Genomic DNA, 22,288 nt, shown 5'->3' with positions numbered 1-22,288 from the left:
GTATGCGCGCGACCATGGTGTGATCGCAACGCCCATCGGTCCGGTGCGGGTCGAAGGCGGTGAAGACGTGCTGGTTTCGATCCGGATCGGCGAAGGTTCACCCGCGCCCGGCAATGCCGCCGCGGTCCGCGTCGCCATCGAGCAGCTCGAGCAATGGTTCGCCGGCACGCGGCAGGATTTCGATCTCCCGCTCCAGCCCCTGCCCACTTCACGTGGAACAGAGCTACGCCAGGCGATGATGGCCATCGGCTATGGCGAGACGCTGAGCTATGGCGGGCTCGCCCGGATCACCGGATCGAGCGCGCGGGCGATCGGCCAGATCTGCTCGAACAACCCCTTCCCCATCATCGTCCCCTGCCACCGAATCCTCGCCGACGGCGGGAAGCTCGGCAATTATTCGGGCGGCGAAGGACCCAAGACCAAATCCTGGCTGCTCGATCATGAGCGGCGCTATTCCGGAAGGACCTTATTGTGAGCGAGATGATCAGCATCGATACCATCGACGGCAGCGGCAGCTTCCAGGCCTATGTCGCCCGACCCGAAGGCGCGCCCAGGGCAGCGGTTATCGTGATCCAGGAGATCTTCGGCGTGAACCCGGGCATCCGCCAGAAGTGCGACGACTGGGCAGCCAAGGGCTATCTCAGCCTCGCGCCCGACCTGTTCTGGCGGCTCGAGCCGGGTATCCAGCTCGATCCGGACGTGCCTGAGCAGTTCCAGCAGGCGCTCGCGCTGATGGGCAAGTTCAATCAGGACGCCGGCATTCGCGACATCGAAGCGACGATCAAGGCGGCCCGCGCGCAGCTGGGCGAGGGCGGCAAGGTCGGCGTGGTCGGCTTCTGCCTGGGCGGCCGCCTGGCGTTCATGACCGCGACGCGGACCGACAGCGATGCGAGCGTCGGCTATTACGGCGTCGGCATCGACAATCTGCTCGGCGAGAAGCACGGCATCGCCCGCCCGGTGCTGTTGCACATTCCCCAGGCCGATCATTTCGTCAGCCCCGAAGCGCAGGCGGCGATGCACGAAGGGCTGGACGACCACCCCAAGATCACGCTGTTCGACTATGCCGGTAAGGATCATGGCTTCGCCGACACCTTCGGCAAGCGCCGCTCCGACGACGCCGCCAAGCTCGCGGATGGGCGGACGGCCGAGTTCTTTGCGAAGAACCTCGGCTAAGCCACCGGTCACAAAGGGGAAGAACATGCGGGGAGTAAAGGCCCTGAGCCGGGCGACATGTGCGATCATCGCCTTGCTGGCAGTATCTGCCAGCGCCTCCCCGCCCCCCGATCTCAACGCCCTGCTCGCGCGCTGGGATCGAGACGAGCATCCTGACCTGCGCGGTGTTGTGGTGCTCCATCACGGCAAGCGCGTTGCCGAGCGCTATTATAACGGCGCAGCCGCCGGCGAGCTTCACGACATCCGCTCGGCGGGCAAGAGCGTGACCGCGCTGATGGTCGGCATCGCAATCGATCGCAGTGCGATCCAATCGGTGGACGATCCGGTCTCGCGCTACTGGCCCGAAGCCGCAGGCAGCGCGATCGGTCCGGTGGCGATGCGCGACCTGCTGAGCATGCGTTCTGGCCTGGCGGCATTCGATGAGGATCCCGCATCCCCCGGCAACGAGGATCGGATGGACGAGGCAGCCAACCCGCTCGCCTTTGTCCGCGGCGTGCCATCCGAGACCAGGCCTGGCACACGCTACCGGTACAATTCCGCCACCAGTTATGTCGCCGGCGTCGTGGTGGCGAAGGCAACGGGTCAGACAATGGCCGACCTTGCCCGCCAGCGCCTGTTCGCCCCGCTGGGCATCACCCGCTGGCGCTGGGATTCCGATGCCGCAGGCGTGACCAAGGGCCAAGGCAATCTCTGGCTCACCACCCGGGACCTTGCGCGGATCGGTGAGATGGTGCGGAACAAGGGACAGCTTGGCGGCCGCCGAATCGTCAGCGCGCGCTGGATATCGGCGATGACGGCGCGCGTTGTCAGCATCGCCGACAGCGATCCCTATGCCGATCACTATGGCTATTTCTGGTACCGCAAGACGCATCAGGCCGGCGGCATTGCCGTCACCGTGTCCTTCGCCTCGGGCAATGGCGGCAACAAGATCTATGTCGTGCCGAGCTGCAACCTGGTGGTCGGGATCACTTCCTCCGCCTATGGCCGCGGCTATGGCCAGAGGCGGTCGGAAGCGATCCTGAAGGCCATCCTCGATGCCGAGGTGGGTGCCGGCCGGTGTCGGGCCGGCTGATCCTCAGAAGAAGCTGGTGATCCCCGGCGTCTCGTGCGTGCCGACCCAGCCTTCATAGATCATCCGGAACGCCACGAAGACGATCACGATCAGGCCGATATAGGCGATCCAGGGATAGCGGTTGATCAGCTTGGCGATCAGGTTCGCTGCGATGCCCATCAGCGCAACCGAGAGCAGCAGGCCGACAACGAGGATGCCGGGATGCTCGCGCGCCGCGCCGGCGACCGCGAGGACATTGTCGAGGCTCATCGAGACGTCGGCAACGGCAACGGCCCAGGCGGCTCCGGCGAAGCTCCTGGCCGGCTTCAGGCCCGATTCGACCTCATCGGCATGCGGACCGCCTTCGCGGATCTCGCGCCAGAACTTCCAGCTTACCCAGAGCAATAGCAGCCCGCCGGCGAAGATCAGGCCGACAATCCCCATCAGCCAGCTGACGATCAGCGCGAAGGCGATGCGCAGTACCAGCGCAGCACCGATGCCGATCAGGATCACCTTCTTGCGCTGGTCCGCCGGAAGCCCCGCGGCAAGCGCGCCGACGACGATCGCATTGTCACCCGCCAGCACCAGGTCGATCATCAGCACCGAGCCGAATGCCGCGAGCGCAGACGGATCGCCCAGGTTCGAGAAATCGGCGAGGATATGCTGCCAGATATCGGCAGGAGAGCCGATTCCGGCTGCGGCGGCGCTGAGGAGCATGTCGAGCATCCCCCAAGCCCTAACGCGCTTGCAGCCGCATGCAAGCGCCCGGACATGTTGAGCAACAAAACGAAAAAGGCCGGGCGCTGGGCCCGGCCTCTTCGTCTTGTTCCACGTGGAGCGCGGAAGCTTACTGGTTCATCGAGTCGAAGAAATCCTCGTTGGTCTTCGAATCCTTCATCTTGTCGAGCAGGAACTCCATCGCGTCGACGGTACCCATCTGCATGAGGATGCGGCGCAGCACCCACATCTTGGTGAGCTTGGCCTTGTCGACCAGCAGCTCTTCCTTGCGGGTGCCCGACTTGCCGACGTCGAGCGCCGGGAAGATGCGCTTGTCGGCGACCTTGCGGTCGAGGACGATTTCCGAGTTACCGGTGCCCTTGAACTCTTCGAAGATGACTTCGTCCATGCGGCTGCCGGTGTCGATCAGTGCGGTGGCGATGATCGAGAGCGAACCGCCCTCCTCGATGTTGCGCGCGGCACCGAAGAAGCGCTTCGGGCGCTGCAGCGCGTTCGCGTCGACACCGCCGGTCAGCACCTTGCCCGAGCTCGGCACCACGGTGTTGTAGGCGCGACCGAGACGGGTGATCGAGTCGAGCAGGATGACGACATCCTTCTTGTGCTCGACCAGGCGCTTGGCCTTTTCGATGACCATTTCCGAGACCTGCACGTGGCGCTGGGCCGGTTCGTCGAAGGTCGAGGAGATCACCTCGCCCTTCACCGAGCGCTGCATGTCGGTGACTTCTTCCGGGCGCTCGTCGATGAGCAGCACGATCAGGAAGACTTCGGGATGGTTATCGGTGATCGCCTTGGCGATGTTCTGCAGCATCACCGTCTTGCCGACACGCGGCGGCGCGACGATCAGCGTGCGCTGGCCCTTGCCCTGCGGTGAGACGATGTCGATGACGCGCGCCGACTTGTCCTTCTGGGTCGGGTCGAGCTGGTCGAGCGTCAGCTTGCTCTCGGGATAGAGCGGGGTGAGGTTGTCGAAATTGACGCGGTGGCGGACCGCATCGGGATCGTCGAAATTGACCGAGACGAGGCGGACCAGCGCGAAATAGCGCTCGCCGTCCTTGGGCGCGCGGATCTCGCCTTCCACCGTGTCGCCGGTGCGCAGGCCGAACTTGCGGACCTGGTTGGGCGAGACATAGATGTCGTCGGGGCCGGCGAGATAGTTCGCCTCGGGGCTGCGCAGGAAGCCGAAGCCGTCCGGCAGCACCTCGATCGTGCCCAGGCCCAGGATCTGCTCGCCATTCTCGGCCTCGGCCTTGAGGATGCCGAACAGCAGGTCCTGCTTGCGCAGCGTCGAAGCGCTCTCCACGCCGAGCTCCTCGGCCATCGAGACCAGTTCGGCGGGGGCTTTCTTCTTGAGGTCCTTGAGATGCATTGGGAATCCGGGTGCTTGGATGCTGGGGGGAGCGTCGGTCGGCGGTGGAGTCGCGCGCGAAGTACGATGCTTGGAGGAGGGATGGCCCGGTGACCCGGTCCACAGCGCCGAATTAGGAGTGGCCTACCCCCAAGTCAACCGGTCTCCGCGGTCTGGGATGCGCTTTTGCGGCAGGCGGTAAGTTGCGGCGACCAGCCGAAATGGCGCAACTTAATTGCGCGCGATTTCAGAAGGGCTTCACCACCGCCAGGATGACGACCAGGATCACCGCCAGCGCCGGCACTTCACCGACCATGCGCAAGGTCTGCGGGGCGAGGCTCCCCTGACCCTTTGCGAGCTTCTTCGAATAGCCGACCGCCCAGCCCTGATAGCCGGAAAGCAGGAACACGATCAGCAACTTGGCATGCAGCCAGCCGAGCCCGGCACCCCCTTCGAACATCCCCAGATTGGCGGCGAGCGCCAGGCCGAGCAGCCAGACGATCCCGATCGAGGGACCGAGGATCATCTTGCGCAGCAGCGCCTCGCGCTTCTCCCAGGCGGCCGCCTCGGGCGTGCCCAGCGCTTCCTGGTGATGGACCAGATAGCGCGGCAGCAGGAACAGGCCGGCCATCCAGAAGATCACGAAGATGATGTGGAACGCCTTGACCCAAAGATAGGCGCCGCCGAGCCAGCCTGCCATCGATCCTACCCCCTGATGCGCCCCAGCAGCCGCTCGACATGTTCGATCGGCGTATCCTGCTGGATGCCGTGCCCGAGATTGAACACATGCGGGCGGCTTGGAAAGGCCGAAAGGATCCGGTCGACCGCACGATCGAGCGTCTCGCCGCCCGCAATCAGCGCGAGCGGATCGAGATTGCCCTGCACCGGCAGATTCTCCGGCAGCACCGCGTCGGCCCAGGCGGGATCAACCGTCTCGTCGAGACCGATCGCATCGACCCCCGTCTCGCGCGCATAGGCCGGAAGCTTGCCGCCGGCGCCCTTGGGAAAGCCGATCACCGGCGCCTTGCCTTTCACCGCCGCGGCGATCCGCGCGGTCGGCGCGATGACCCAGCGCTCGAACTGCTCGGGGCTCAGGCTGCCCGCCCAGCTGTCGAACAGCTGCACGGCTTCGACACCCGCATCGATCTGCGCGTTCAGATAGGTGATCGTGCAATCGGCAATCCGATCGACCAGCGCCTGCATGAGTCCGGGATCGGCATAAGCGAGCCGCCGCGCCTCGGCCTGTTCGCGACTCCCCTGCCCGGCGATCATATAGGTGGCGACTGTCCAGGGGCTCCCTGCAAAGCCCAGGAAGGTGGTTCGGGAGTCGAGATGGGACCGGACCTGCCGGACGGTCGCATAGACCTTCTCCAGGGCCTCAGAACCCGATTCAAGGCCATCCAGCACGGCACGGGTGGTCACGGTCGGCGCCAGGCGCGGGCCTTCGCCGGTTTCGAACCACAATTTCTGCCCCAGCGCCATCGGCACCATCAGGATGTCGGAGAACAGGATCGCGCCGTCCATGCCGAAGCGGCGGATCGGTTGCAGCGTGATCTCGGCCGCCGCTTCGGGATCGAGCGCGAGTTCGAGGAATCCGCCCTTCTCGGCCCGGAGCGCGCGATATTCGGGCAGATAGCGGCCGGCCTGACGCATCAGCCAGACGGGCGGAATCTCCTGCCGGACACCCTTGAGCGTCTCGAGCAGCGGCTTGGGATGGGAGTCGGTCAGGGCCCGTTCCTAAAACAATAAAGAATGAATCTAGAGATTGTTGGAGTCTGTTGGCGCGTGGAAACCGGGGCTTATGCACTCGTCCGCGAGTTGCCAACAGTTTGACTCTCGCCGTCCCTCGGGAGTCCTCGGATTCGCGGATGCCATCCCCGTTTTCAACAGGCTGTGGATTGGAATCACAAGCTGGGGATGCGGATGTGGACGAATCACCAGCGGAGTCATCAAACTGACCCGATTGGTTCGTGCGCCGGGTTGCGCTAGTGGCTGTCAGCCATGTTTTCCACAGATCCATTCACGGCCTGATGCGGCTCCACCTCCACCTCCTCTCCGACTCCACCGGCGAGACGCTGGAGAACATCGCCAAGGCGGCGCTCGCCCAATATGACGATGTCGAGACGCTCCGCCATTTCTGGCCGATGGTGCGCAGCGAAGCGCATCTCGAGCGGATCCTCCAAGAGATCGCCCAGAATCCCGGGCTGGTGCTCTACACGCTGGTGAACCCCGAGATCCGCCGCACGCTGGAGAGCCGCTGCCGGGCGATGGGCCTGCCGGCGATCGCCCCGCTCGATCCGGTCAACCACGCCTTGTCCAACCTGCTCGGCCAGGAAGCCAAGGCGCGGCCGGGCCGCCAGCATACCCTCGACGCGGCCTATTTCGCCCGGGTCGACGCGATCCAGTTCACCATCGCGCATGACGACGGGCTGCTCGCCGAGGACTGGGAGGAGGCGGACATCCTCCTCGCCGGCGTCTCGCGCTCGTCCAAGACGCCGACTTCGATCTATCTGGCGAACCGCGGCTACAAGACCGCCAACATCCCGATCGTGGTCGAATCGCCGCCGCCTCCGGAGCTCTACAATCTCAAGCATCCGCTGATCGTCGGCCTCACCACCAGTGCCGATCGGCTGATCCAGATTCGTCGCAACCGGCTGCTCTCGCTCAACCAGGCGACCGAGACCAGCTATGTCGAGCAGGACGCCGTGACCCGCGAAGTCGCCTTTGCCCGGCGGATGTTCGCCGATAATGGCTGGCCCGTGATCGACGTGACGCGCCGCTCGATCGAGGAGACCGCGGCGGCGATCATCCAGCTGTGCAACGAGCGGACGCTCGAAAAGGGAAAGCAATGAACCTCGTACTCGCCTCGCAGAGCGCCTCGCGCCGCGCGATGCTCAACGATGCCGGCGTGCCGCATGAGGCCGTGACGGCACAGGTCGACGAAGCCTCGGCCAAGGCATCCTTGCTCGCCGGCGGCATCTCCCCGCGCGATCTCGCCGATGCGCTGGCCGAGCTGAAGGCGTTGAAGGTCTCCGGCTTGGTGCCCACCGCGCTGGTGCTGGGCGGCGATTCGCTGGTCGCGCTCGACGATGGCTCGCTGCTCGACAAGCCCGAGAGCCGCGAGCAGGCCGCCGATCATCTCCGCCGCATGTCGGGCAGGACGCACGACATCTACAGCGCTGCGGTGATCGCCGAGGGCGGCCGCGCGGTGTGGCGCCACGTCGACCGGGCGAAGCTCCACGTCCGCCCGCTCTCCGAGGCGTTCATTCAGGAATATCTCGACATCGAATGGCCGGCGATCGCCGGGTGCGTCGGCTGCTTCCGGATCGAGGGGCCGGGCGTCCAGCTGTTCAGCGCTACCCAAGGCAGCCAGTTCACCATCCTCGGCATGCCGCTGCTGCCGATCCTCGACTATCTGCGCACTCGCGGGGTTCTGACGTCATGACCATCTATGCCGAGGTGATCGGCGACCCCATCGCCCAGTCCAAGTCGCCACTGATCCACGGCTTCTGGCTGAAGCAGCTCGGCATCGAGGCCGAATATCGCCGCGCCCATGTGAAGCCCGAGGAACTGGCCGGCTATTTCGAGTCGCGTCGTAGCGATCCCGATTGGCGCGGCTGCAACATCACCCTGCCCCACAAGCAGGCCGCGCTCGAATTCGTCGAGGATCGCGGCGGCATCCGCGAATCGATCGGCGCGATAAACACCGTGGTGCGGGCCGAGGACGGCGCGCTGGTCGGCACCAACACCGATGCCGGCGGCTTCTATGCCCCGATCGCCGGGCTCGATCTCGAGGGCAGCCATGCCGTGGTGATCGGCGCCGGCGGCGCGGCGCGGGCGATCCTGTTCGCACTGTCCAAGGTCGGGATCGGCCGGGTGACTTTGCTCAACCGCAATGTGCTGAAGGCTGCGGCACTGCTCTCCGGCTTCGGGATCAAGGGCCAGGCCCTGCCGCTGGGCAGCAAGCTTCCCCCGGCCCAGCTGCTGGTCAATGCCAGCGCGCTCGGCATGATCGGCCAGCCCCCGCTCGAGATCGACCTGTCGCCGCTGCCCGAGGATGCGGTGGTCTATGACGCGGTCTATGCCCCACTCGAGACCGAGCTGCTCGCCCAGGCGCGGGAACGGGATCTCGATACGGTGGACGGACTCGAGATGCTGGTCGGCCAGGCCGCCCTCGCCTTCGAGCTGTTCTTCGGCGCCGAGCCGCCGCGCGACCGCGACGAGGAATTGCGCGAGCTGCTACTGGCGTGATCACGCTCGGCCTCACCGGGTCGATCGGCATGGGCAAGTCGACCGTGGCGGCGATGTTCGCCGAGCTCGGCGTGCCGGTGTTCGATGCCGATGCCGAGGTCCATCGGCTCCAGGGCCCGGGCGGCGCGCTGGTCGCCGAGATCGAGGCGGAATTCCCCGACACCACCACCGCGCTGGGGGTCGATCGCACGCTGCTGCGCGAGGCGGTGCTCGCCGATCCCGCCGCCTTTGCCCGGCTCGAGGCGATCATCCACCCCGCCGTGGCCGAGGCGCGCAACGCCTTTCTCGAATCGAATCGCACGGCGCCGCTGGTGGTGCTCGACGTGCCGCTGCTGTTCGAGGCCGGCGGCTGGCAGCATGTCGACAAGATCGCGGTGGTCTCCGCCCCGGCCGAAATGCAGCGCGAGCGGGTGCTTGCCCGGCCCGGCATGACGGCGGCGCGTTTCGAGGCGATTCTCGCCCGCCAGCTCCCCGATTCGGAGAAGCGCGCCCGGGCGGACTTCGTGATTCCGACGGGCGGTTCGCTCGATGAGACGCGCGGCGCGGTACGTAATGTCATCGCTTGCCTAGCGGGGCCGGCAGTAGGATAAGTGTCACATGCGTGAAATCGTGTTCGACACCGAAACCACCGGGCTCAGCTTCTCGGGTGGCGACCGGCTGGTTGAGATCGGATGTGTCGAGCTGGTCAACCGGGTGATGACCGGGCGGCACTACCACGCCTATATCAATCCCCAGCGGCCGATGCCGATCGAGGCGTTCAACGTCCACGGCCTGTCGGACGTGTTCCTCTCCGACAAGCCGCTGTTCGAGGATGTGGTCGAGGACATGCTCGAATTCATCGGCGACAGCCCGATGATCGCGCACAACGCCAATTTCGACTTCGGCTTCATCAATGGCGAGCTCAAGCGCAGCGGCCGGCCGATCGTCGATCTCGGCCGCATGGTCGACACGCTGGCGATCGCCCGCGTCAAGCATCCCGGCGCCAAGCACACGCTCGACGCGCTCTGCACCCGCTACGGCATCGATCTCACCCAGCGCACCCTGCACGGGGCGCTGATCGACGCCTCGCTGCTGGCGCAGGTCTATGTCGAGCTGACCGGCGGCCGGCAGATCACTCTTGGCCTCGCGGTCGACGCGCCGATCGTGCGCGAGACCGCCGCCGAGGCACCGACGCGGGTACATGTGCGCCCCGCGCGACAATTTGCGGCGAGCGCGGCGGAACTCGAACGCCACGCAGCCTTTCTCTCTAAGATGGAGGAGCCGCTCTGGGGCGCCGCCGCAGCCAGTTGAACCCCGGCTTTGGCCTGGGTCAAAGGGCTGGGACCCCGCCCCAGCTAACGTCCTCGTAAAAGCGGAGGTGAAGATGGACATCCGGGTTTCTGGGCATCAGGTCGAGACGGGCGCTGCGCTCACGGCGCAGGTCAACGAGCGGCTCCAGGGGATTGCGGGCAAATATTTCTCGCGCGCCATCTCGTCCCAGGCGACCTTCGGCAAGGGGCCGCACGACAATGGCTTCACCTGTGACATCGTGATGCACGTGACCCAGGGGCTGGTGCTCAAGGCGACCAACAAGGGCATGGAGGCGCATGGCGCGTTCGATGGCGCGGCCGACCGGATCGACAAGCAGCTGCGCCGCTACACCCGCCGGCTCAAGGACCGGCAGAACGGCGTGGTCAATGCGTTCGCGGAGAACGGCGCCTATGACAACAACGCCGGTTACACCCTCTTCCAGGAGCATGCCGAGGAGGACGAGCCCTCCGATGCGCCGCTGATCATCGCCGAGACCCGGGTCGATGTGCCCGATGCCACCGTTTCGGATGCCGTTATGATGCTCGACCTCCGCAACACCAATGCGTTGCTGTTCCGAAATAGCGCGACAGGGGCCCATAACATGGTCTATCGGCGCGGCGACGGGACGATTGGCTGGGTGGAACCCAACCGCGCTGCCTGAGTAGTAGGGTCGGGGGCGGACCTAACTGGAATATCGATGACGACGATCAGTGATTTGCTCGTGCCGGAAGCAGTGCTCTCCGGTACGAGCGTTGCCAGCAAGAAGGCGCTCTTCGCAGCGCTGGGGGCAGCCGCCGCCGAGGCTTATGGCCTCGACGCGCGTGCCGTCGCCGAGACCCTGACTGCCCGCGAGAAGCTCGGCTCGACCGGCTTCGGCGCGGGCATCGCCATCCCGCATGGCAAGCTCGATGCGATCCGCCGGGTGTGCGGCGTGTTCGTCCGGCTGGAGAAGCCGGTCGATTTCGGTGCGGTCGACGAATTGCCCGTCGACCTGGTCTTCATGCTGCTCTCGCCGGTGGGCGCGGGTGCCGAGCATCTCAAGGCGCTGGCCTGTGTCTCGCGGCTGCTGCGCGACAAGAGCGTCGCCGCCAAGCTGCGCGGCGCCGGCTCGCATGACGCGCTCTATGCGCTGCTCGCTGGCGTGGAGGCGCGTGACGCTGCCTGAACCGACCGGGGCGGAGGCGCATTTCCGCGCGCTCGAATCCCTCTATGCCGCGGCGCCGATCAACCGGCTTTTCGAATCCGTGCTCGAGATTCCCGAGCCCGGCGTCGCGCGCATCCGCTTCACCATCGACGAGCGCTATTTCCACGCCGCCGGCGCGGCGCATGGCACGAGCTATTTCAAGATGCTCGACGATGCCGCCTTCTATGCGGTCAACAGCCTGGTTACCGATCGCTTCGTGCTGACCACGCAGTTCAACCTGCTGCTCACCAAGCCGCTCGGTCCCGGCCCGGTGGTCGCGGAGGGGCGCTGGGTGAGTGGGCAGCGCCGGGTGTTCGTCGGCGAGGCGCGGCTGATCGATGCGACCGGCGAGGAAGCGGCGCGCGGCACGGGCACCTTCATGCGCTCGCGCATCCCGCTCGCCTCGCTGCCCGGCTACGCCCAGGGCTGATGGCGCGGCTCGCCACCGGCGTGCTGGTCAATGCGCTGATCCGCCGTGCCGAGCGCGCGGGCGGCGGTGCGATGGTGCTGGCCAGGGGCGATGCGACGGCGGGTGCGGTGCTGTTGCTGCTGGTCGAGCGCGGGGCCAATCCGCGCTTCGTCGAACGCGGCCTGGGACCTGACGGAAACCCGGCGCTGATCCCCTCCGGCCCGCGCGAATTCGCCGATGACGGGGAAGTCACCGCCTATTGGAAGCGGCGCCGCGAGCGCGATTCCGACCTGTGGGTGGTCGAACTGGATATCGCGCAGGCGGAACGGTTCGCCGCTGAAACATTGGCGATGAATTGACATCCGGCCGCTGTGCGGCGAAAGCCCCCGGCTACATCAATCGCGTTGTGCTGCCCGGGGTGTGAAGTCGGTCGGTTACGCAGTCGGGGGGGAAGCCCGGCGGTCCCATAGAGAAAACGGGCCGGCCGCGCACCAACCGCACAGCAACGAAGCCAAATGAAGTTCATCCACCGCGCCGCGTGCTTCGCGGCCGTGACTTTTTGCGCTGGCGCACTTGCGAATGCCGCCACGCTCGATGTGACCCTGGGCGCGCAGGATGCGCCGGTTCAGACGGTCAACACACTGGAACACCAGGTTGTTCCCACCCCGGCGCCCCAGGCCGCGCCGACCGCCCTTCCGAAGGGCGAGATCGTCCAGCAGATCCCCAATGCGGATGCGGACGAAGAAGATTTCGACTCGCTTTCCGAAGCCGTGGCAGCACAGGATGCGCCCGCGTCGCTCGGCAGCGAGCTCAACTGCCTTGCCGTGGGCGTTTACTACGAAGCCAAGAGCGAGCCGCTCGCCGGCCAGCTCGCCGTGGCGGACGTGATCCTCAACCGCACCGAATCGGGCCGCTTCCCGCGCTCGGTCTGCGGCGTGGTCACCCAGCGCGGCCAGTTCTCCTTCGTGCGCGGCGGCAAGCTGCCGACCCCGCCGGCCAATGGCCAGTGGAAGAAGGCGCTCGCCGTGGCCCAGGTCGCGATGAACGAGCAGTGGGATTCGCCCGTGCCCGAGGCGCTCTATTTCCATGCCCGCTATGTGAAGCCGAGCTGGAAGCGCGCCCGTGTCGGCACCGTCGGCAACCACGTTTTCTACCGCTGACCCGAGTCGCAGGGTTCCCTGCGTTCGCCTAATGTTCTAAACGGCCGGGGATGAACTCTCCGGCCGTTTCGATTCAGCCAGACCCGTTGATCGCCGCCGATGTGGCGCGCGGAGTCACGCGGCTCCTCCTCCGCCACGATTGCGTCGCGCTGGCCGAAGTGCCGCTCGAGGGCGGCCGCCGTGCCGATCTGATGGCGATCGATTCGCGCGGCAACATCGTCATCGTCGAGATCAAGGTCTCGCGCGCCGACCTGCTCGGCGACGGCAAGTGGACCGATTATCTCGCGCATTGCGACCGGTTCTTCTGGGCGGTGCCCGAAGGATTCGATCTGCGCCCGTTCGAGCAGGAGGGTTTCCTGCCGGCGCGCGCCGGGCTGATCGTTGCCGATCGCTACGATGCGGCGGTGATGCGCGAGGCGGCGACCTTTCCCCTGCCCGCGCCAACCCGGAAGAAATGCACCCTGGCCTTTGCCCGGCGCGCCGCGCGCCGGGTCATCCAGATCCTCGATCCCGACGCGGAGGCGGCGTTCTAGCGCGGCAAAACCCGCTCTTGGCGTGAACTTCGTGTACTTTGGCCGACAGGCCACACTCGCAATGCTTGAGCGGAAGCCGGGGTGCGCCCGGCTTCGCGCCGGCAATCAGAGCTTCGGGCCGGCCGGTGCCGCGCTGCCGCTGGCCTTGCCGCCCTTGGGGGCATCGGTCAGCAGCTTGAGGATCTGCGGATAACGCGCCTCGTCACGGGCATAGTCGCGCGCCGACTTGCCGGTGACGTTGTCGGTCCGGTCGGGATTGGCACCCGCGTCGAGCAGCTCGCGCACCACGTTGATGTCGTGCACCTGCACCGCGCGGATCAGCGGTGTCTCGCCGCTCATATTGGCGAGGTTCACGTTTGCGCCGTACTTGATCAGGATCTGCACGCCCTCGTCCCAGCCGCGCTCGGCGGCGATGAGCAGCGCGGTGTTGCCGCGGCCGTCCTGCAGATTGGCGTTGATGTCGTCCTGCTGGAGCAGCACGCGCAGATAGACCGCGTCGCTCCGCTTCACCACGATGTGCAGCGCGCCCTCGCCGGTGTTGCGATCCTTGGCGTTGACGATCCGGAGCGACTTGTTCTCCAGATACTTGTTCACCTTGCTGCCGTCCGTCTCGCGGATGGCATTGAGGAAATTATAGCTGTCGGAGAATTGCTGGGCCGACGCGGGCGCGGCGGCGAGCATCAGCAGGGCGGCGCCGGCGGCGCCCAGTACGCGAACGATCATGTGTTTGCCCAAACCCCATAGCGGCAGTGCTTGCAAGCCCCGGACTATCAGATCATGGCTGGCGATACCATGAGCAGGATATTTCAGGCCTTTGCGCCTTTGCTACTGATCGTCTCGGGTTGCAGCGGCGCCGCCGGCGACGAACCGCCGCTGGCCGGTGCCCGCATCGGCGGGCCCTTCGCCCTCACCGATCAGGCCGGCAAGACGGTGCGCGACAGTGATTTCGCGGGCAAATATCGTATCGTCTATTTCGGCTATACCTATTGCCCGGACATCTGCCCGAACGACATGCTCAAGATCGGCCAGGCGATGAAGCTGCTCGACAAGCAGGCGCCCGCCAAGGCGAAGGCGATCGTGCCGATCTTCATCACCGTCGATCCCGAGCGCGACACGTCCAAGGTGGTCGGCGAGTTCATCCGCAACTTCGACGATCGCATCGTCGGGCTCACCGGCAGCCCCAAGGCGATCGAGGCGGTCGAGAAGCAATATGCGGTCTATGCCAAGAAGGAAGCGCCCGGCCCGGGCGGCGCCTATCTGGTAGGACACAGCCAGATTGCCTATCTGATGGACGGGGACGGCAAGCCGATCACGTCGTTGCCGATCGAGAAGGACGCTGCCGCCCTTGTGGAGCAGCTCGACCATTGGGTGAAATGACCGGTAAATAATGGCCAGTAAGTTCTGGGAAGACCTGCCGCTGGAGAAGCTCGACCGGGCGCAATGGGAAGCCCTTTGCGACGGCTGCGGCAAATGCTGCATCCACAAGCTGGAGGACGAGGAGACCGGCGAGCTCCACGCGACCAACGTCGCCTGCCGGCTGCTCGACCGGCGGATGGGGCAATGTTCGGACTACAAGCATCGCCATGCCTATGTCCCCGAATGCGTGCGGCTGACCGCGCGCAACGTCCGCGACATCGAATGGCTGCCTTCCACCTGCGCCTATCGCCTGCGCGGCGAGGGCAAGCCGCTGCCCGACTGGCATTATCTGGTGAGCGGCGACCGGGAATCGGTGCACGCCGCCGGCCAGTCGACCCGCGGCTGGACGGTGAGCGAGGACGACGTGATCGATTTCGAGCATCACCTGGTGGACCGCGAGCTTTGAGCGAAGCGGAGATCGAGGTGGTCCGTCACGCCCGGGCGCGGCGGATGCGGCTCTCGGTCGATCCCCGCTCGGGCAAGGTGAAGCTCACCCTTCCTCCCCGCGCCTCGCTCAAGAAGGGCATGGACTGGGCGCGCGAGCAGCAGGGCTGGATCGCGCTGCAACAGGCCAAGATGCCCGAGGCGCGGCCCTTCGCACCGGGCGCGCGCATTCCGGTCGGCGATGCCGAAGTCGAGATCGTCTGGCCCGCCACCGGTGCCGGGCGGACTCCGAAGCTGATCGGCGACCAGCTGCTCTGTGGCGGGCCGCGCGAGGGGCTGGAGAAGCGCATCGAGCGCTGGCTGCGCCAGGCGGCGCTCGACCTGCTGAGCGAGGAAACCGCCGAATATGCCGAGCGTGCCGGGGTGAGCGTCACCAAGGTCTCGATCGGCGATCCGCGCGGGCGCTGGGGGAGCTGCGCCTCCTCGGGCCAGATCCGCTACAGCTGGCGGCTGCTGCTCGCACCGAGCTTCGTCCGCCGCTCGACGGTGGCGCATGAAGTCGCGCACCGCATCCATATGAACCACTCGCCGGCGTTTCACCGCGTGGTTGCGGAATTGTACGAAGGCGATCCGGATCGTGCCCGCGCCTGGCTCAAGCGCAACGGCGCCGGGCTGCACTGGTACGGTAGATAGCAGCCGTCACCCCCGCGAAAGCGGGGGCCCATCTCGTGCGCTATCCCCGAATCACGACCGATGTGCTCGTTGCCCGTCCGGGAGATGGGCCCCCGCTTTCGCGGGGGTGACGAAAGTGGATTACTGCTCGCCCCTCGGCGCCCCATCGCGCGGCTGCGGGGCCGTCTGCCGGGGAACGTCGCGTGGCGCCTCGCGCTGGTCGCGCTGCGGCTGGGCGGGTGCCGGGCCCCGCTTGCCGGTCATCCGGTCGATCCAGTCCTGGTCGAGCTGCTCGTCGCCCTGCTGGCCCGGCACCGGCTGCACCTGCTCGGTGCCGTCGCTGCGCGGCTGCTGGTCCTCGGGCACCGGATTGCCGTCCTCGTCGACGAACACGCCATTGTCGGGCTCGCCATAGGCGGCATTCTCTTCGTCGAGCGCATATTCGGGCAGCGTCACCTGGGTGTCGAACTGCTCGACCGGGCGCTTCGCCACTGCCTTGACCATGAAGTCGTGGAAGGCGCGTGCCGGCGCGGTGCCGCCCTGCAGTCCGGGGACGACCTTGGCATCGTCGCGGCCCATCCACACGCCGGTGGTCAGGCCCGAGGAGAAGCCGACGAACCAGCCATCCTTGTTCGAGGTGGTGGTGCCGGTCTTGCCCGCCACCGGACGGCCGATCTGCGCGGCGCGGCCGGTGCCGGTGGCGACCGCGGTCTGCATCAGGTCGGTCATCTGCGCGGCGACATAGGGCGCGACCAGCACATGGCTGGTGTCGACCTCATGCTGGTAGATCACCGCATTGTTGGCGGTGACGCGGGTGATGCCATAGGGCGTCACCGCCACGCCCTTGTTCGACACCGAGGCGAAGGCGCGGGTCATGTCGATCAGGCGGACGTCGGAAGTGCCCAGCACCATCGCCGGATGGGTATCGACCGGGGTGGTGATGCCGAAGCGGCGCGCCATGTCGGCGATCGCGCCGAAGCCAACTTCCTGGCCGAGCTTCGCCGCGATCGTGTTGACCGAATAGGCGAAGGCGGTGCGGATGTTCATCTCGCCGCGGAACGCGCCCGAGCTGTTGCGCGGGCTCCAGCCGTTGATCGTCACCGGCTCGTCGACCACCAGGTCGTCGGGCTTGTGGCCGCTTTCCAGCGCGGCGAGATAGACGAACAGCTTGAACGCCGAGCCCGGCTGGCGGGTCGCCTGGGTGGCGCGATTGTAGATCGAGGCGACATAGTCCTTGCCGCCGACCATCGCGCGCACCGCGCCGTCGCGGTCGAGGCTGACCAGCGCGCCCTGCGCATTCTTCGGCGCATTGGCGCGGATCGCGTCATCGGCGGCGCGCTGCATGCCCAGGTCGAGCGTGGTCCACACTTCGAGCGGCGCCTCGGTCTCGTCGATCAGCACCTCGAGCTGGGGGAGCGCCCAGTCGGTGAAATAGCGCACGCTGTTCTGCTTGGGCTCGGGGGCGAGCGCCACGGTGCGTGGATCGGTCGCCTTGGCCTGGGATTCGGTGATCTTGCCGGTCTCGGCCATCAGGTCGAGCACCACGCTGGCGCGGCCGATCGCAGCCTCGGCATCGGCGGTGGGTGAGTAATGCGACGGCGCCTTTACCAGGCCGGCGATCACCGCCGCCTCGGCCAGGCTCAGATTGGTCGCCGGGTGGCCGAAGAACTTCCGGCTCGCCGCGTCGATGCCATAGGCACCGCCGCCGAAATAGACCTTGTTGAGGTAGAGCTCGAGGATCTCGTCCTTGCTGAACTTGCGCTCCATCGCCAGCGCGATCACGCCCTCCCGCACCTTGCGGCCGACATCGTACTTGTTCGACAGGAAGATGGTCCGGGCCACCTGCTGGGTGATGGTCGAGCCGCCCTGCAGGCGTCGGCCTTCGTCGTGCAGCTGCTTGGCGCGCCAGAAGATGCGGGCGACGCCGACCGGATCGACGCCCCAGTGCGATTCGAAGCGGCGATCCTCGGTCGCGATGATCGCGTCCTTCATCACCTGCGGGATCTGGTCGTACTTGATCCACTCGCCATAGCTCGGCCCGAGCGAGACCAGCACGGTGCCGTCGGCGGCATGGACGCGGATCATCTGGCCGTTGGGCGAGGATTTGAGCTCGTCGAAGCTCGGCAGCGTCGACTTGGTCGAATAGACCGCGATCAGGAGCGCGATGAAGGCGAGCAGCGCCAGGCTGCCTCCGCTGATCAGCGTCCAGAAAGCGACACGCTTCCAGAAGGAGAGATCACGCCATTTGGGCGTGCGGATCACGGCTGGCAGGTTTTTCGATGGCATCGGGGGAGTGCGATTAAGCCCTATTCGGCCCGCTCACAAGGATCAGGCGCTCAGCCTTGCTCGCTAGCGGCATTGTGGTTGCCGCCACGTGAACGAAAATCGAGGCTGGCCGAGTTGATGCAGTAGCGCAGACCGGTGGGCGGCGGCCCGTCGGGGAAGACATGGCCCTGGTGCCCGTCGCAGCGTGCGCAGCGCAGCTCGACGCGGCGCATGCCATGGCTGACATCGGCATGCTCGGTGACGTTCTCGGGATCGATCGGCCGGGTGAAGCTCGGCCAGCCCGATCCCGAATCGAACTTGTCGGCGCTGTCGAACAGCTCGAGCTTGCAGCCGGCGCAGAGATAGAGGCCGTCGGCCTTGTTGTCGGTGAAGCGGCCGGAAAAGGCGGGTTCGGTACCCGCCTCGCGCAGCACGTGGAACTGTTCCGGGTTGAGGCGCTTGCGCCACTCGGACTCGGAGAGGTTCAGATGCTCCATGGACGCAAGCATGTGTCCGGCACGGGGGGCGCCGTCAATCCGGGTTGGCGCGGAACCGGGCCAAACCGGTATTGACCTTCAGCTGGCGCTTCAGTTCGTCCGCCGGTGGCGCCCAGAGGAAGCCGAAACTCACCGCGCCGTGCTTCGATTCGACCGCATGGTGCAGCCGGTGCGCCTGGACGATTCGCTTCATATAGGTCGAGCGCGGGACATAGCGGTGCGCCACCCGCTGGTGGACGATCACGTCGTGGAAGCCGAAATAGATCGCGCCATAGCCGGCGATTCCCGCGCCGATCCAGGTGAAGCCCGGCCACCAGCCGGCCTGCACGCCGCCATGGAGCAGCACGATCGACGGGATGGCGAAGATCACGGCGTAGAGGTCGTTGAGCTCGAACCAGCCGGTGCGGGCGCGGTGGTGGCTCTCGTGGAGGAACCAGCCGGGCCCGTGCATCACCCAGCGGTGCATCGCCCAGGCGAACGCCTCCATCCCGGCAAGCGTGGCAAGGAACAGGGCAAGGCCGATCCAGAGGGACATATGCGGTAGATAGGCGCTCCTCCTGCCGCCGTCAGCCAGCGATGCGAGTCGCTCGGTCCTTCTTGTCACCCCGGCCCTTTGCCCGGGTGACGGGTTATGCTTTATTGCAATTACGTCGCACTCGCATTTACCGCGAAAAGATTTGGATTCGCGCGCGCGTCGTGCTTAAGGCACCCGCAAACTCCTCCCCGCCACAACCATGAGGGCGCGTTCCCATGAACATCCATGAATATCAGGCCAAGGAACTGCTGGCTAAGTACGGCGCTCCGATCGCCGCCGGCTTCGCCGCCTTCACCGTCGAGGAGGCCGTCGAGGCCGCCAAGAAGCTGCCCGGGCCGCTCTTCGTCGTGAAGTCGCAGATCCATGCCGGCGGCCGCGGCAAGGGCAAGTTCAAGGAGCTCGGTCCCGATGCGAAGGGCGGCGTCCGCCTCGCCTTCTCGCTCGACGAGGTCCGCGCCCACGCGACCGACATGCTCGGCAACACGCTGGTGACGATCCAGACGGGTGAGGCCGGCAAGCAGGTCAACCGCCTGTACATCACCGACGGCGCCGACATCGCCAAGGAATTCTACCTCGCGCTCCTCGTCGACCGCGCCACCGGCCGCGTCGCCTTCGTCGTCTCGACCGAGGGCGGCATGGACATCGAGGAAGTCGCCCACTCGACCCCCGAGAAGATCCACACCTTCGACGTCGATCCCGCGACCGGCTTCATGCCGCACCATGGCCGCGCCGTCGCTGCCGCGTTGGGCCTGACCGGCGACCAGGGCAAGCAGGCCGCCAAGGTCGCCTCGTCGCTGTTCGCCGCCTTCGTCGCGACCGACGCGGCGCAGATCGAAGTCAATCCGCTGGCGCTGACCGAGCAGGGCAACCTCCTCGTCCTCGACGCCAAGGTCGGCTTCGATTCGAACGCGATGTTCCGCCACAAGGACCTGGTCGAGCTGCGCGACGAGAGCGAGGAAGATCCCGCCGAGCTCGAAGCCTCGAAGTATGACCTGGCCTATATCAAGCTCGACGGCGACATCGGCTGCATGGTCAACGGCGCCGGCCTGGCGATGGCCACGATGGACATCATCAAGCTCAACGGCATGTTCCCGGCCAACTTCCTCGACGTCGGCGGCGGCGCTTCGAAGGAGAAGGTCACCGCGGCGTTCAAGATCATCCTCGCCGATCCGAACGTGAAGGGCATCCTGGTCAACATCTTCGGCGGCATCATGAAGTGCGACATCATCGCCGCCGGCATCGTTGCCGCCGCGAAGGAAGTGAACCTCTCGGTGCCGCTGGTCGTGCGCCTCGAGGGCACCAATGTTGCCGAGGGCAAGGAAATCCTCGCCAATTCGGGCCTCGCCATCGTTCCCGCGAACGACCTGGGCGACGCCGCGAAGAAGATCGTGGCCGAGGTCAAGAAGCTCGCCGCCTGAGCGAGCCGGCCGGCTGATTGCCGGTTCTGAGACAAAAAAGGGCGGAGGCGGCCGGATCCCGGTCTCCTCCGCCCTTTTTGCGTCCGGCTTCCCGGTGCGTTTGGGAAGCCGTAGCGTCACCCGCAAGGCCGAGTGAATGCGCGGTACCCATCCGGCGCGACAACCCGCACCGATTTTTCGATGATCGGGTATGCCCTATCACTGTTTGGGGTGGACTTGGCCGGAATCTCGGGCATTAGCGATCGGGTGTTGCCGTTCTTCCAGCGATGGAGAGGATTTCGATGAAAGTTCTGGTGCCGGTCAAGCGCGTGCTTGACTATAACGTGAAACCCCGCGTGAAGGCGGACGGGACGGGCGTCGATTTGGCGAACGTCAAGATGAGCATGAACCCGTTCGACGAGATCGCGATCGAGGAAGCCGTGCGCCTGAAGGAAAAGGGCGCGGCGACCGAGGTGGTCGTCGTCACCATCGGCGTCGCCAAGGCGGAGACCGACGTGCTGCTCACCGCGCGCGCCATGGGCGCCGATCGCGGCATCCTGATCCAGACCGACGACGAGATCGAGCCGCTGGCGGTCGCCAAGCTCCTCGCCAAGGTCGCCGAAGAGGAGCAGCCCGGGCTGATCATCCTCGGCAAGCAGGCGATCGACGACGACAGCAACCAGACCGGCCAGATGCTGGCTGCGCTGCTCGGCTGGCCGCAGGGCACCTTCGCTTCGAAGGTCGAGCTGGGCGGCAACGGCGTGCAGGTTACCCGCGAAGTCGATGGCGGCCTCGAGACGGTCGATCTGAAACTCCCCGCAATCGTCACCACCGATCTCCGCCTCAACGAGCCGCGCTACGCGACTCTGCCGAACATCATGAAGGCCAAGTCCAAGCCGGTCGCGAAGAAGACCGTCGCGGACTATGGCGTCGACGCCACCCCGCGCCTCAAGACGCTCAAGGTCGTCGAGCCGGCCAAGCGTTCGGCCGGCATCAAGGTGGGCTCGGTCGACGAGCTGGTCGAAAAGCTCAAGGGTCTGGGAGTCGCGAAATGAAGACGCTGGTTTGGGTCGAGCACGACAATCAGAGCCTGAAGGACGCCACCCTCTCGGCGGTCACCGCCGCGGCGAAGCTTGGCGAAGTCCATCTCCTCGTCGCCGGCAAGGGCGTCGATGGCGTTGCCCAGGCGGCAGCGGCGATCACCGGCGTGGGCAAGGTCCATGTCGCCGATGACGCGGCGTACGAGCATTTCCTCGCCGAGAATGTCGCGCCGCTGATCGTGTCGCTGATGGGCACGCATGACGCGGTCCTCTTCCCGGCGACCACCACTGGCAAGAACATCGCGCCGCGCGTGGCTGCCGCGCTCGACGTGATGCAGATTTCGGACATCCTCTCGGTCGAGGGTGCCGACACCTTCACCCGTCCGATCTATGCCGGCAACGCGATCGCCACCGTGCAGACCAGTGACAAGAAGCTGGTGATCACCGTGCGCGGCACCGCCTTTGCCAAGGCGGCCGCCACCGGCGGTTCGGGCACGATCGAAGCGGTGTCGGGCGAAGGCGACAAGGGCCTCTCCACCTTCGCAGGTGCCGAGATCGCCAAGTCGGAGCGTCCGGAGCTGACCAGCGCCAAGGTGATCGTCTCGGGCGGCCGCGCGCTCGGCTCGTCGGAACAGTTCCACGCGCAGATCGATCCGCTGGCCGACAAGCTCGGCGCCGCCGTCGGTGCCTCGCGCGCCGCCGTGGACGCGGGCTATGCCCCGAACGACTATCAGGTCGGCCAGACCGGCAAGATCGTCGCTCCGGAAGTCTATGTCGCGATCGGCATCTCGGGTGCGATCCAGCACCTCGCCGGCATGAAGGACTCCAAGACGATCATCGCGATCAACAAGGACGAGGACGCCCCGATCTTCCAGGTCGCGGACATCGGCCTGGTTGGCGACCTGTTCAAGATCGTCCCGGAGCTGACCGAGAAGCTCTGATCCTTTCC

At 66.2% G+C, this 22,288-nt stretch carries 28 protein-coding genes; 20 read left to right on the top strand and 8 right to left on the bottom strand.

The features are described from left to right. The first annotated feature begins 67 nt into the window (after positions 1–67). The 3 genes from J2W22_RS03225 to J2W22_RS03215 are packed head-to-tail and all read left to right on the top strand — an operon-like array spanning position 68 to position 2,245. Positions 68–475 (top strand): methylated-DNA--[protein]-cysteine S-methyltransferase, encoded by a 408-nt coding sequence (locus J2W22_RS03225; RefSeq protein ID WP_307116817.1) that lies wholly within the window; start codon positions 68–70, stop codon positions 473–475. Next, complete coding sequence (locus J2W22_RS03220) at positions 472–1,173, top strand: dienelactone hydrolase family protein (RefSeq protein WP_307116816.1); 702 nt, start codon at positions 472–474, stop codon at positions 1,171–1,173. Before J2W22_RS03225 ends, J2W22_RS03220 begins: the two co-directional genes overlap by 4 nt. Positions 1,174–1,198: 25 nt before the next feature. Further along, complete coding sequence (locus J2W22_RS03215; protein WP_307116815.1) at positions 1,199–2,245, top strand: serine hydrolase domain-containing protein; 1,047 nt, start codon at positions 1,199–1,201, stop codon at positions 2,243–2,245. Between the two features lie 3 nt (positions 2,246–2,248). Here the strand turns inward: J2W22_RS03215 and J2W22_RS03210 are convergent, their stop codons facing one another. The 4 genes from J2W22_RS03210 to hemE form a co-directional block, all read right to left on the bottom strand. Next, positions 2,249–2,950 (bottom strand): TerC family protein, encoded by a 702-nt coding sequence (locus tag J2W22_RS03210; protein ID WP_307116814.1) that lies wholly within the window; start codon positions 2,948–2,950, stop codon positions 2,249–2,251. A gap of 121 nt (positions 2,951–3,071) precedes the next feature. Next, positions 3,072–4,328 carry a transcription termination factor Rho gene (gene rho, locus J2W22_RS03205; protein WP_184163328.1) on the bottom strand — a complete coding sequence of 419 codons (1,257 nt, stop codon included), beginning with the start codon at positions 4,326–4,328 and terminating at the stop codon, positions 3,072–3,074. Between the two features lie 226 nt (positions 4,329–4,554). After that, positions 4,555–5,007 (bottom strand): CopD family protein, encoded by a 453-nt coding sequence (locus tag J2W22_RS03200; RefSeq protein ID WP_307116813.1) that lies wholly within the window; start codon positions 5,005–5,007, stop codon positions 4,555–4,557. Positions 5,008–5,012: 5 nt separating this feature from the next. Beyond that, positions 5,013–6,035 carry a uroporphyrinogen decarboxylase gene (gene hemE, locus J2W22_RS03195; protein WP_307117982.1) on the bottom strand — a complete coding sequence of 341 codons (1,023 nt, stop codon included), beginning with the start codon at positions 6,033–6,035 and terminating at the stop codon, positions 5,013–5,015. Between the two features lie 302 nt (positions 6,036–6,337). Between hemE and J2W22_RS03190 the strand changes: the two genes are divergently transcribed. The 11 genes from J2W22_RS03190 (at position 6,338) to J2W22_RS03140 (ending at position 13,133) form a co-directional block, all read left to right on the top strand. After that, positions 6,338–7,159 (top strand): pyruvate, water dikinase regulatory protein, encoded by an 822-nt coding sequence (locus J2W22_RS03190; RefSeq protein ID WP_373422933.1) that lies wholly within the window; start codon positions 6,338–6,340, stop codon positions 7,157–7,159. Then, entirely contained in the window at positions 7,156–7,752 is a 597-nt protein-coding gene (locus tag J2W22_RS03185; RefSeq protein ID WP_307116812.1) for a Maf family protein, read from the top strand. The genes J2W22_RS03190 and J2W22_RS03185 overlap by 4 nt, the downstream gene beginning before the upstream one ends. Beyond that, positions 7,749–8,558 carry a shikimate dehydrogenase gene (gene aroE / locus J2W22_RS03180; RefSeq protein WP_307116811.1) on the top strand — a complete coding sequence of 270 codons (810 nt, stop codon included), beginning with the start codon at positions 7,749–7,751 and terminating at the stop codon, positions 8,556–8,558. Before J2W22_RS03185 ends, aroE begins: the two co-directional genes overlap by 4 nt. Then, complete coding sequence (gene coaE, locus J2W22_RS03175; RefSeq protein WP_307116810.1) at positions 8,555–9,148, top strand: dephospho-CoA kinase; 594 nt, start codon at positions 8,555–8,557, stop codon at positions 9,146–9,148. The genes aroE and coaE overlap by 4 nt, the downstream gene beginning before the upstream one ends. A gap of 7 nt (positions 9,149–9,155) precedes the next feature. Beyond that, a complete protein-coding gene (gene dnaQ, locus J2W22_RS03170; protein WP_307116809.1) occupies positions 9,156–9,848 on the top strand; it encodes a DNA polymerase III subunit epsilon in 693 nt (230 codons plus the stop codon). 73 nt (positions 9,849–9,921) lie between these two features. Then, positions 9,922–10,509, top strand: coding sequence for a ribosome hibernation-promoting factor, HPF/YfiA family (hpf, locus tag J2W22_RS03165; RefSeq protein WP_307116808.1), 588 nt, complete (start codon positions 9,922–9,924; stop codon positions 10,507–10,509). Positions 10,510–10,545: 36 nt separating this feature from the next. Further along, on the top strand, positions 10,546–11,013 hold the full coding sequence (locus J2W22_RS03160) for a PTS sugar transporter subunit IIA (RefSeq protein ID WP_307116807.1): 468 nt from the start codon (positions 10,546–10,548) through the stop codon (positions 11,011–11,013). Continuing rightward, complete coding sequence (locus J2W22_RS03155; protein WP_307117980.1) at positions 10,973–11,461, top strand: PaaI family thioesterase; 489 nt, start codon at positions 10,973–10,975, stop codon at positions 11,459–11,461. The genes J2W22_RS03160 and J2W22_RS03155 overlap by 41 nt, the downstream gene beginning before the upstream one ends. Next, the gene (locus J2W22_RS03150; RefSeq protein ID WP_307116806.1) at positions 11,461–11,799 is read left to right on the top strand and encodes a DUF1491 family protein; all 339 of its coding nucleotides are present in this window, start codon (positions 11,461–11,463) and stop codon (positions 11,797–11,799) included. Before J2W22_RS03155 ends, J2W22_RS03150 begins: the two co-directional genes overlap by 1 nt. A gap of 156 nt (positions 11,800–11,955) precedes the next feature. Continuing rightward, on the top strand, positions 11,956–12,600 hold the full coding sequence (locus tag J2W22_RS03145; protein ID WP_307116805.1) for a cell wall hydrolase: 645 nt from the start codon (positions 11,956–11,958) through the stop codon (positions 12,598–12,600). Positions 12,601–12,650: 50 nt separating this feature from the next. After that, entirely contained in the window at positions 12,651–13,133 is a 483-nt protein-coding gene (locus tag J2W22_RS03140) for an MmcB family DNA repair protein (protein WP_307116804.1), read from the top strand. Between the two features lie 105 nt (positions 13,134–13,238). Here J2W22_RS03140 and J2W22_RS03135 read toward each other — a convergent pair whose 3' ends face one another. After that, entirely contained in the window at positions 13,239–13,856 is a 618-nt protein-coding gene (locus tag J2W22_RS03135) for an ankyrin repeat domain-containing protein (RefSeq protein ID WP_307116803.1), read from the bottom strand. A gap of 69 nt (positions 13,857–13,925) precedes the next feature. Here J2W22_RS03135 and J2W22_RS03130 point away from each other — a divergent pair, with 69 nt between their 5' ends. The 3 genes from J2W22_RS03130 to J2W22_RS03120 are packed head-to-tail and all read left to right on the top strand — an operon-like array spanning position 13,926 to position 15,626. Further along, positions 13,926–14,510 carry an SCO family protein gene (locus J2W22_RS03130; RefSeq protein ID WP_307116802.1) on the top strand — a complete coding sequence of 195 codons (585 nt, stop codon included), beginning with the start codon at positions 13,926–13,928 and terminating at the stop codon, positions 14,508–14,510. A gap of 10 nt (positions 14,511–14,520) precedes the next feature. After that, positions 14,521–14,955 (top strand): YcgN family cysteine cluster protein, encoded by a 435-nt coding sequence (locus J2W22_RS03125; protein WP_307116801.1) that lies wholly within the window; start codon positions 14,521–14,523, stop codon positions 14,953–14,955. A 44-nt stretch (positions 14,956–14,999) separates the two neighbouring features. Beyond that, the gene (locus J2W22_RS03120) at positions 15,000–15,626 is read left to right on the top strand and encodes a M48 family metallopeptidase (protein ID WP_307117979.1); all 627 of its coding nucleotides are present in this window, start codon (positions 15,000–15,002) and stop codon (positions 15,624–15,626) included. Between the two features lie 120 nt (positions 15,627–15,746). On the opposite strand, the gene J2W22_RS03115 is transcribed toward J2W22_RS03120, so the two are convergent. The 3 genes from J2W22_RS03115 to J2W22_RS03105 are packed head-to-tail and all read right to left on the bottom strand — an operon-like array spanning position 15,747 to position 18,902. Further along, entirely contained in the window at positions 15,747–17,891 is a 2,145-nt protein-coding gene (locus J2W22_RS03115; RefSeq protein WP_307116800.1) for a transglycosylase domain-containing protein, read from the bottom strand. A gap of 50 nt (positions 17,892–17,941) precedes the next feature. Beyond that, positions 17,942–18,367, bottom strand: a complete 426-nt coding sequence (gene msrB / locus J2W22_RS03110) for a peptide-methionine (R)-S-oxide reductase MsrB (RefSeq protein ID WP_307116799.1) — start codon at positions 18,365–18,367, stop codon at positions 17,942–17,944. A 34-nt stretch (positions 18,368–18,401) separates the two neighbouring features. Then, complete coding sequence (locus J2W22_RS03105; RefSeq protein WP_307116798.1) at positions 18,402–18,902, bottom strand: beta-carotene hydroxylase; 501 nt, start codon at positions 18,900–18,902, stop codon at positions 18,402–18,404. Positions 18,903–19,117: 215 nt separating this feature from the next. Here J2W22_RS03105 and sucC point away from each other — a divergent pair, with 215 nt between their 5' ends. From sucC to J2W22_RS03090, 3 genes are all read left to right on the top strand, one after another. Continuing rightward, on the top strand, positions 19,118–20,320 hold the full coding sequence (sucC, locus tag J2W22_RS03100) for an ADP-forming succinate--CoA ligase subunit beta (RefSeq protein ID WP_307116797.1): 1,203 nt from the start codon (positions 19,118–19,120) through the stop codon (positions 20,318–20,320). A gap of 281 nt (positions 20,321–20,601) precedes the next feature. Continuing rightward, positions 20,602–21,354 (top strand): electron transfer flavoprotein subunit beta/FixA family protein, encoded by a 753-nt coding sequence (locus J2W22_RS03095; RefSeq protein ID WP_307116796.1) that lies wholly within the window; start codon positions 20,602–20,604, stop codon positions 21,352–21,354. Continuing rightward, positions 21,351–22,280 (top strand): electron transfer flavoprotein subunit alpha/FixB family protein, encoded by a 930-nt coding sequence (locus tag J2W22_RS03090; RefSeq protein WP_307116795.1) that lies wholly within the window; start codon positions 21,351–21,353, stop codon positions 22,278–22,280. Before J2W22_RS03095 ends, J2W22_RS03090 begins: the two co-directional genes overlap by 4 nt. Positions 22,281–22,288: the final 8 nt, after the last annotated feature.

Origin of the sequence: Sphingomonas kyeonggiensis (assembly GCF_030812785.1) — a bacterium.
In the GTDB taxonomy this organism is placed as follows: Bacteria; Pseudomonadota; Alphaproteobacteria; order Sphingomonadales; family Sphingomonadaceae; genus Sphingomonas; species Sphingomonas kyeonggiensis_B.
The sequence above is the reverse complement of the archived record's forward strand: the minus strand, read 5'-3'. Positions and strand labels throughout refer to the sequence as shown.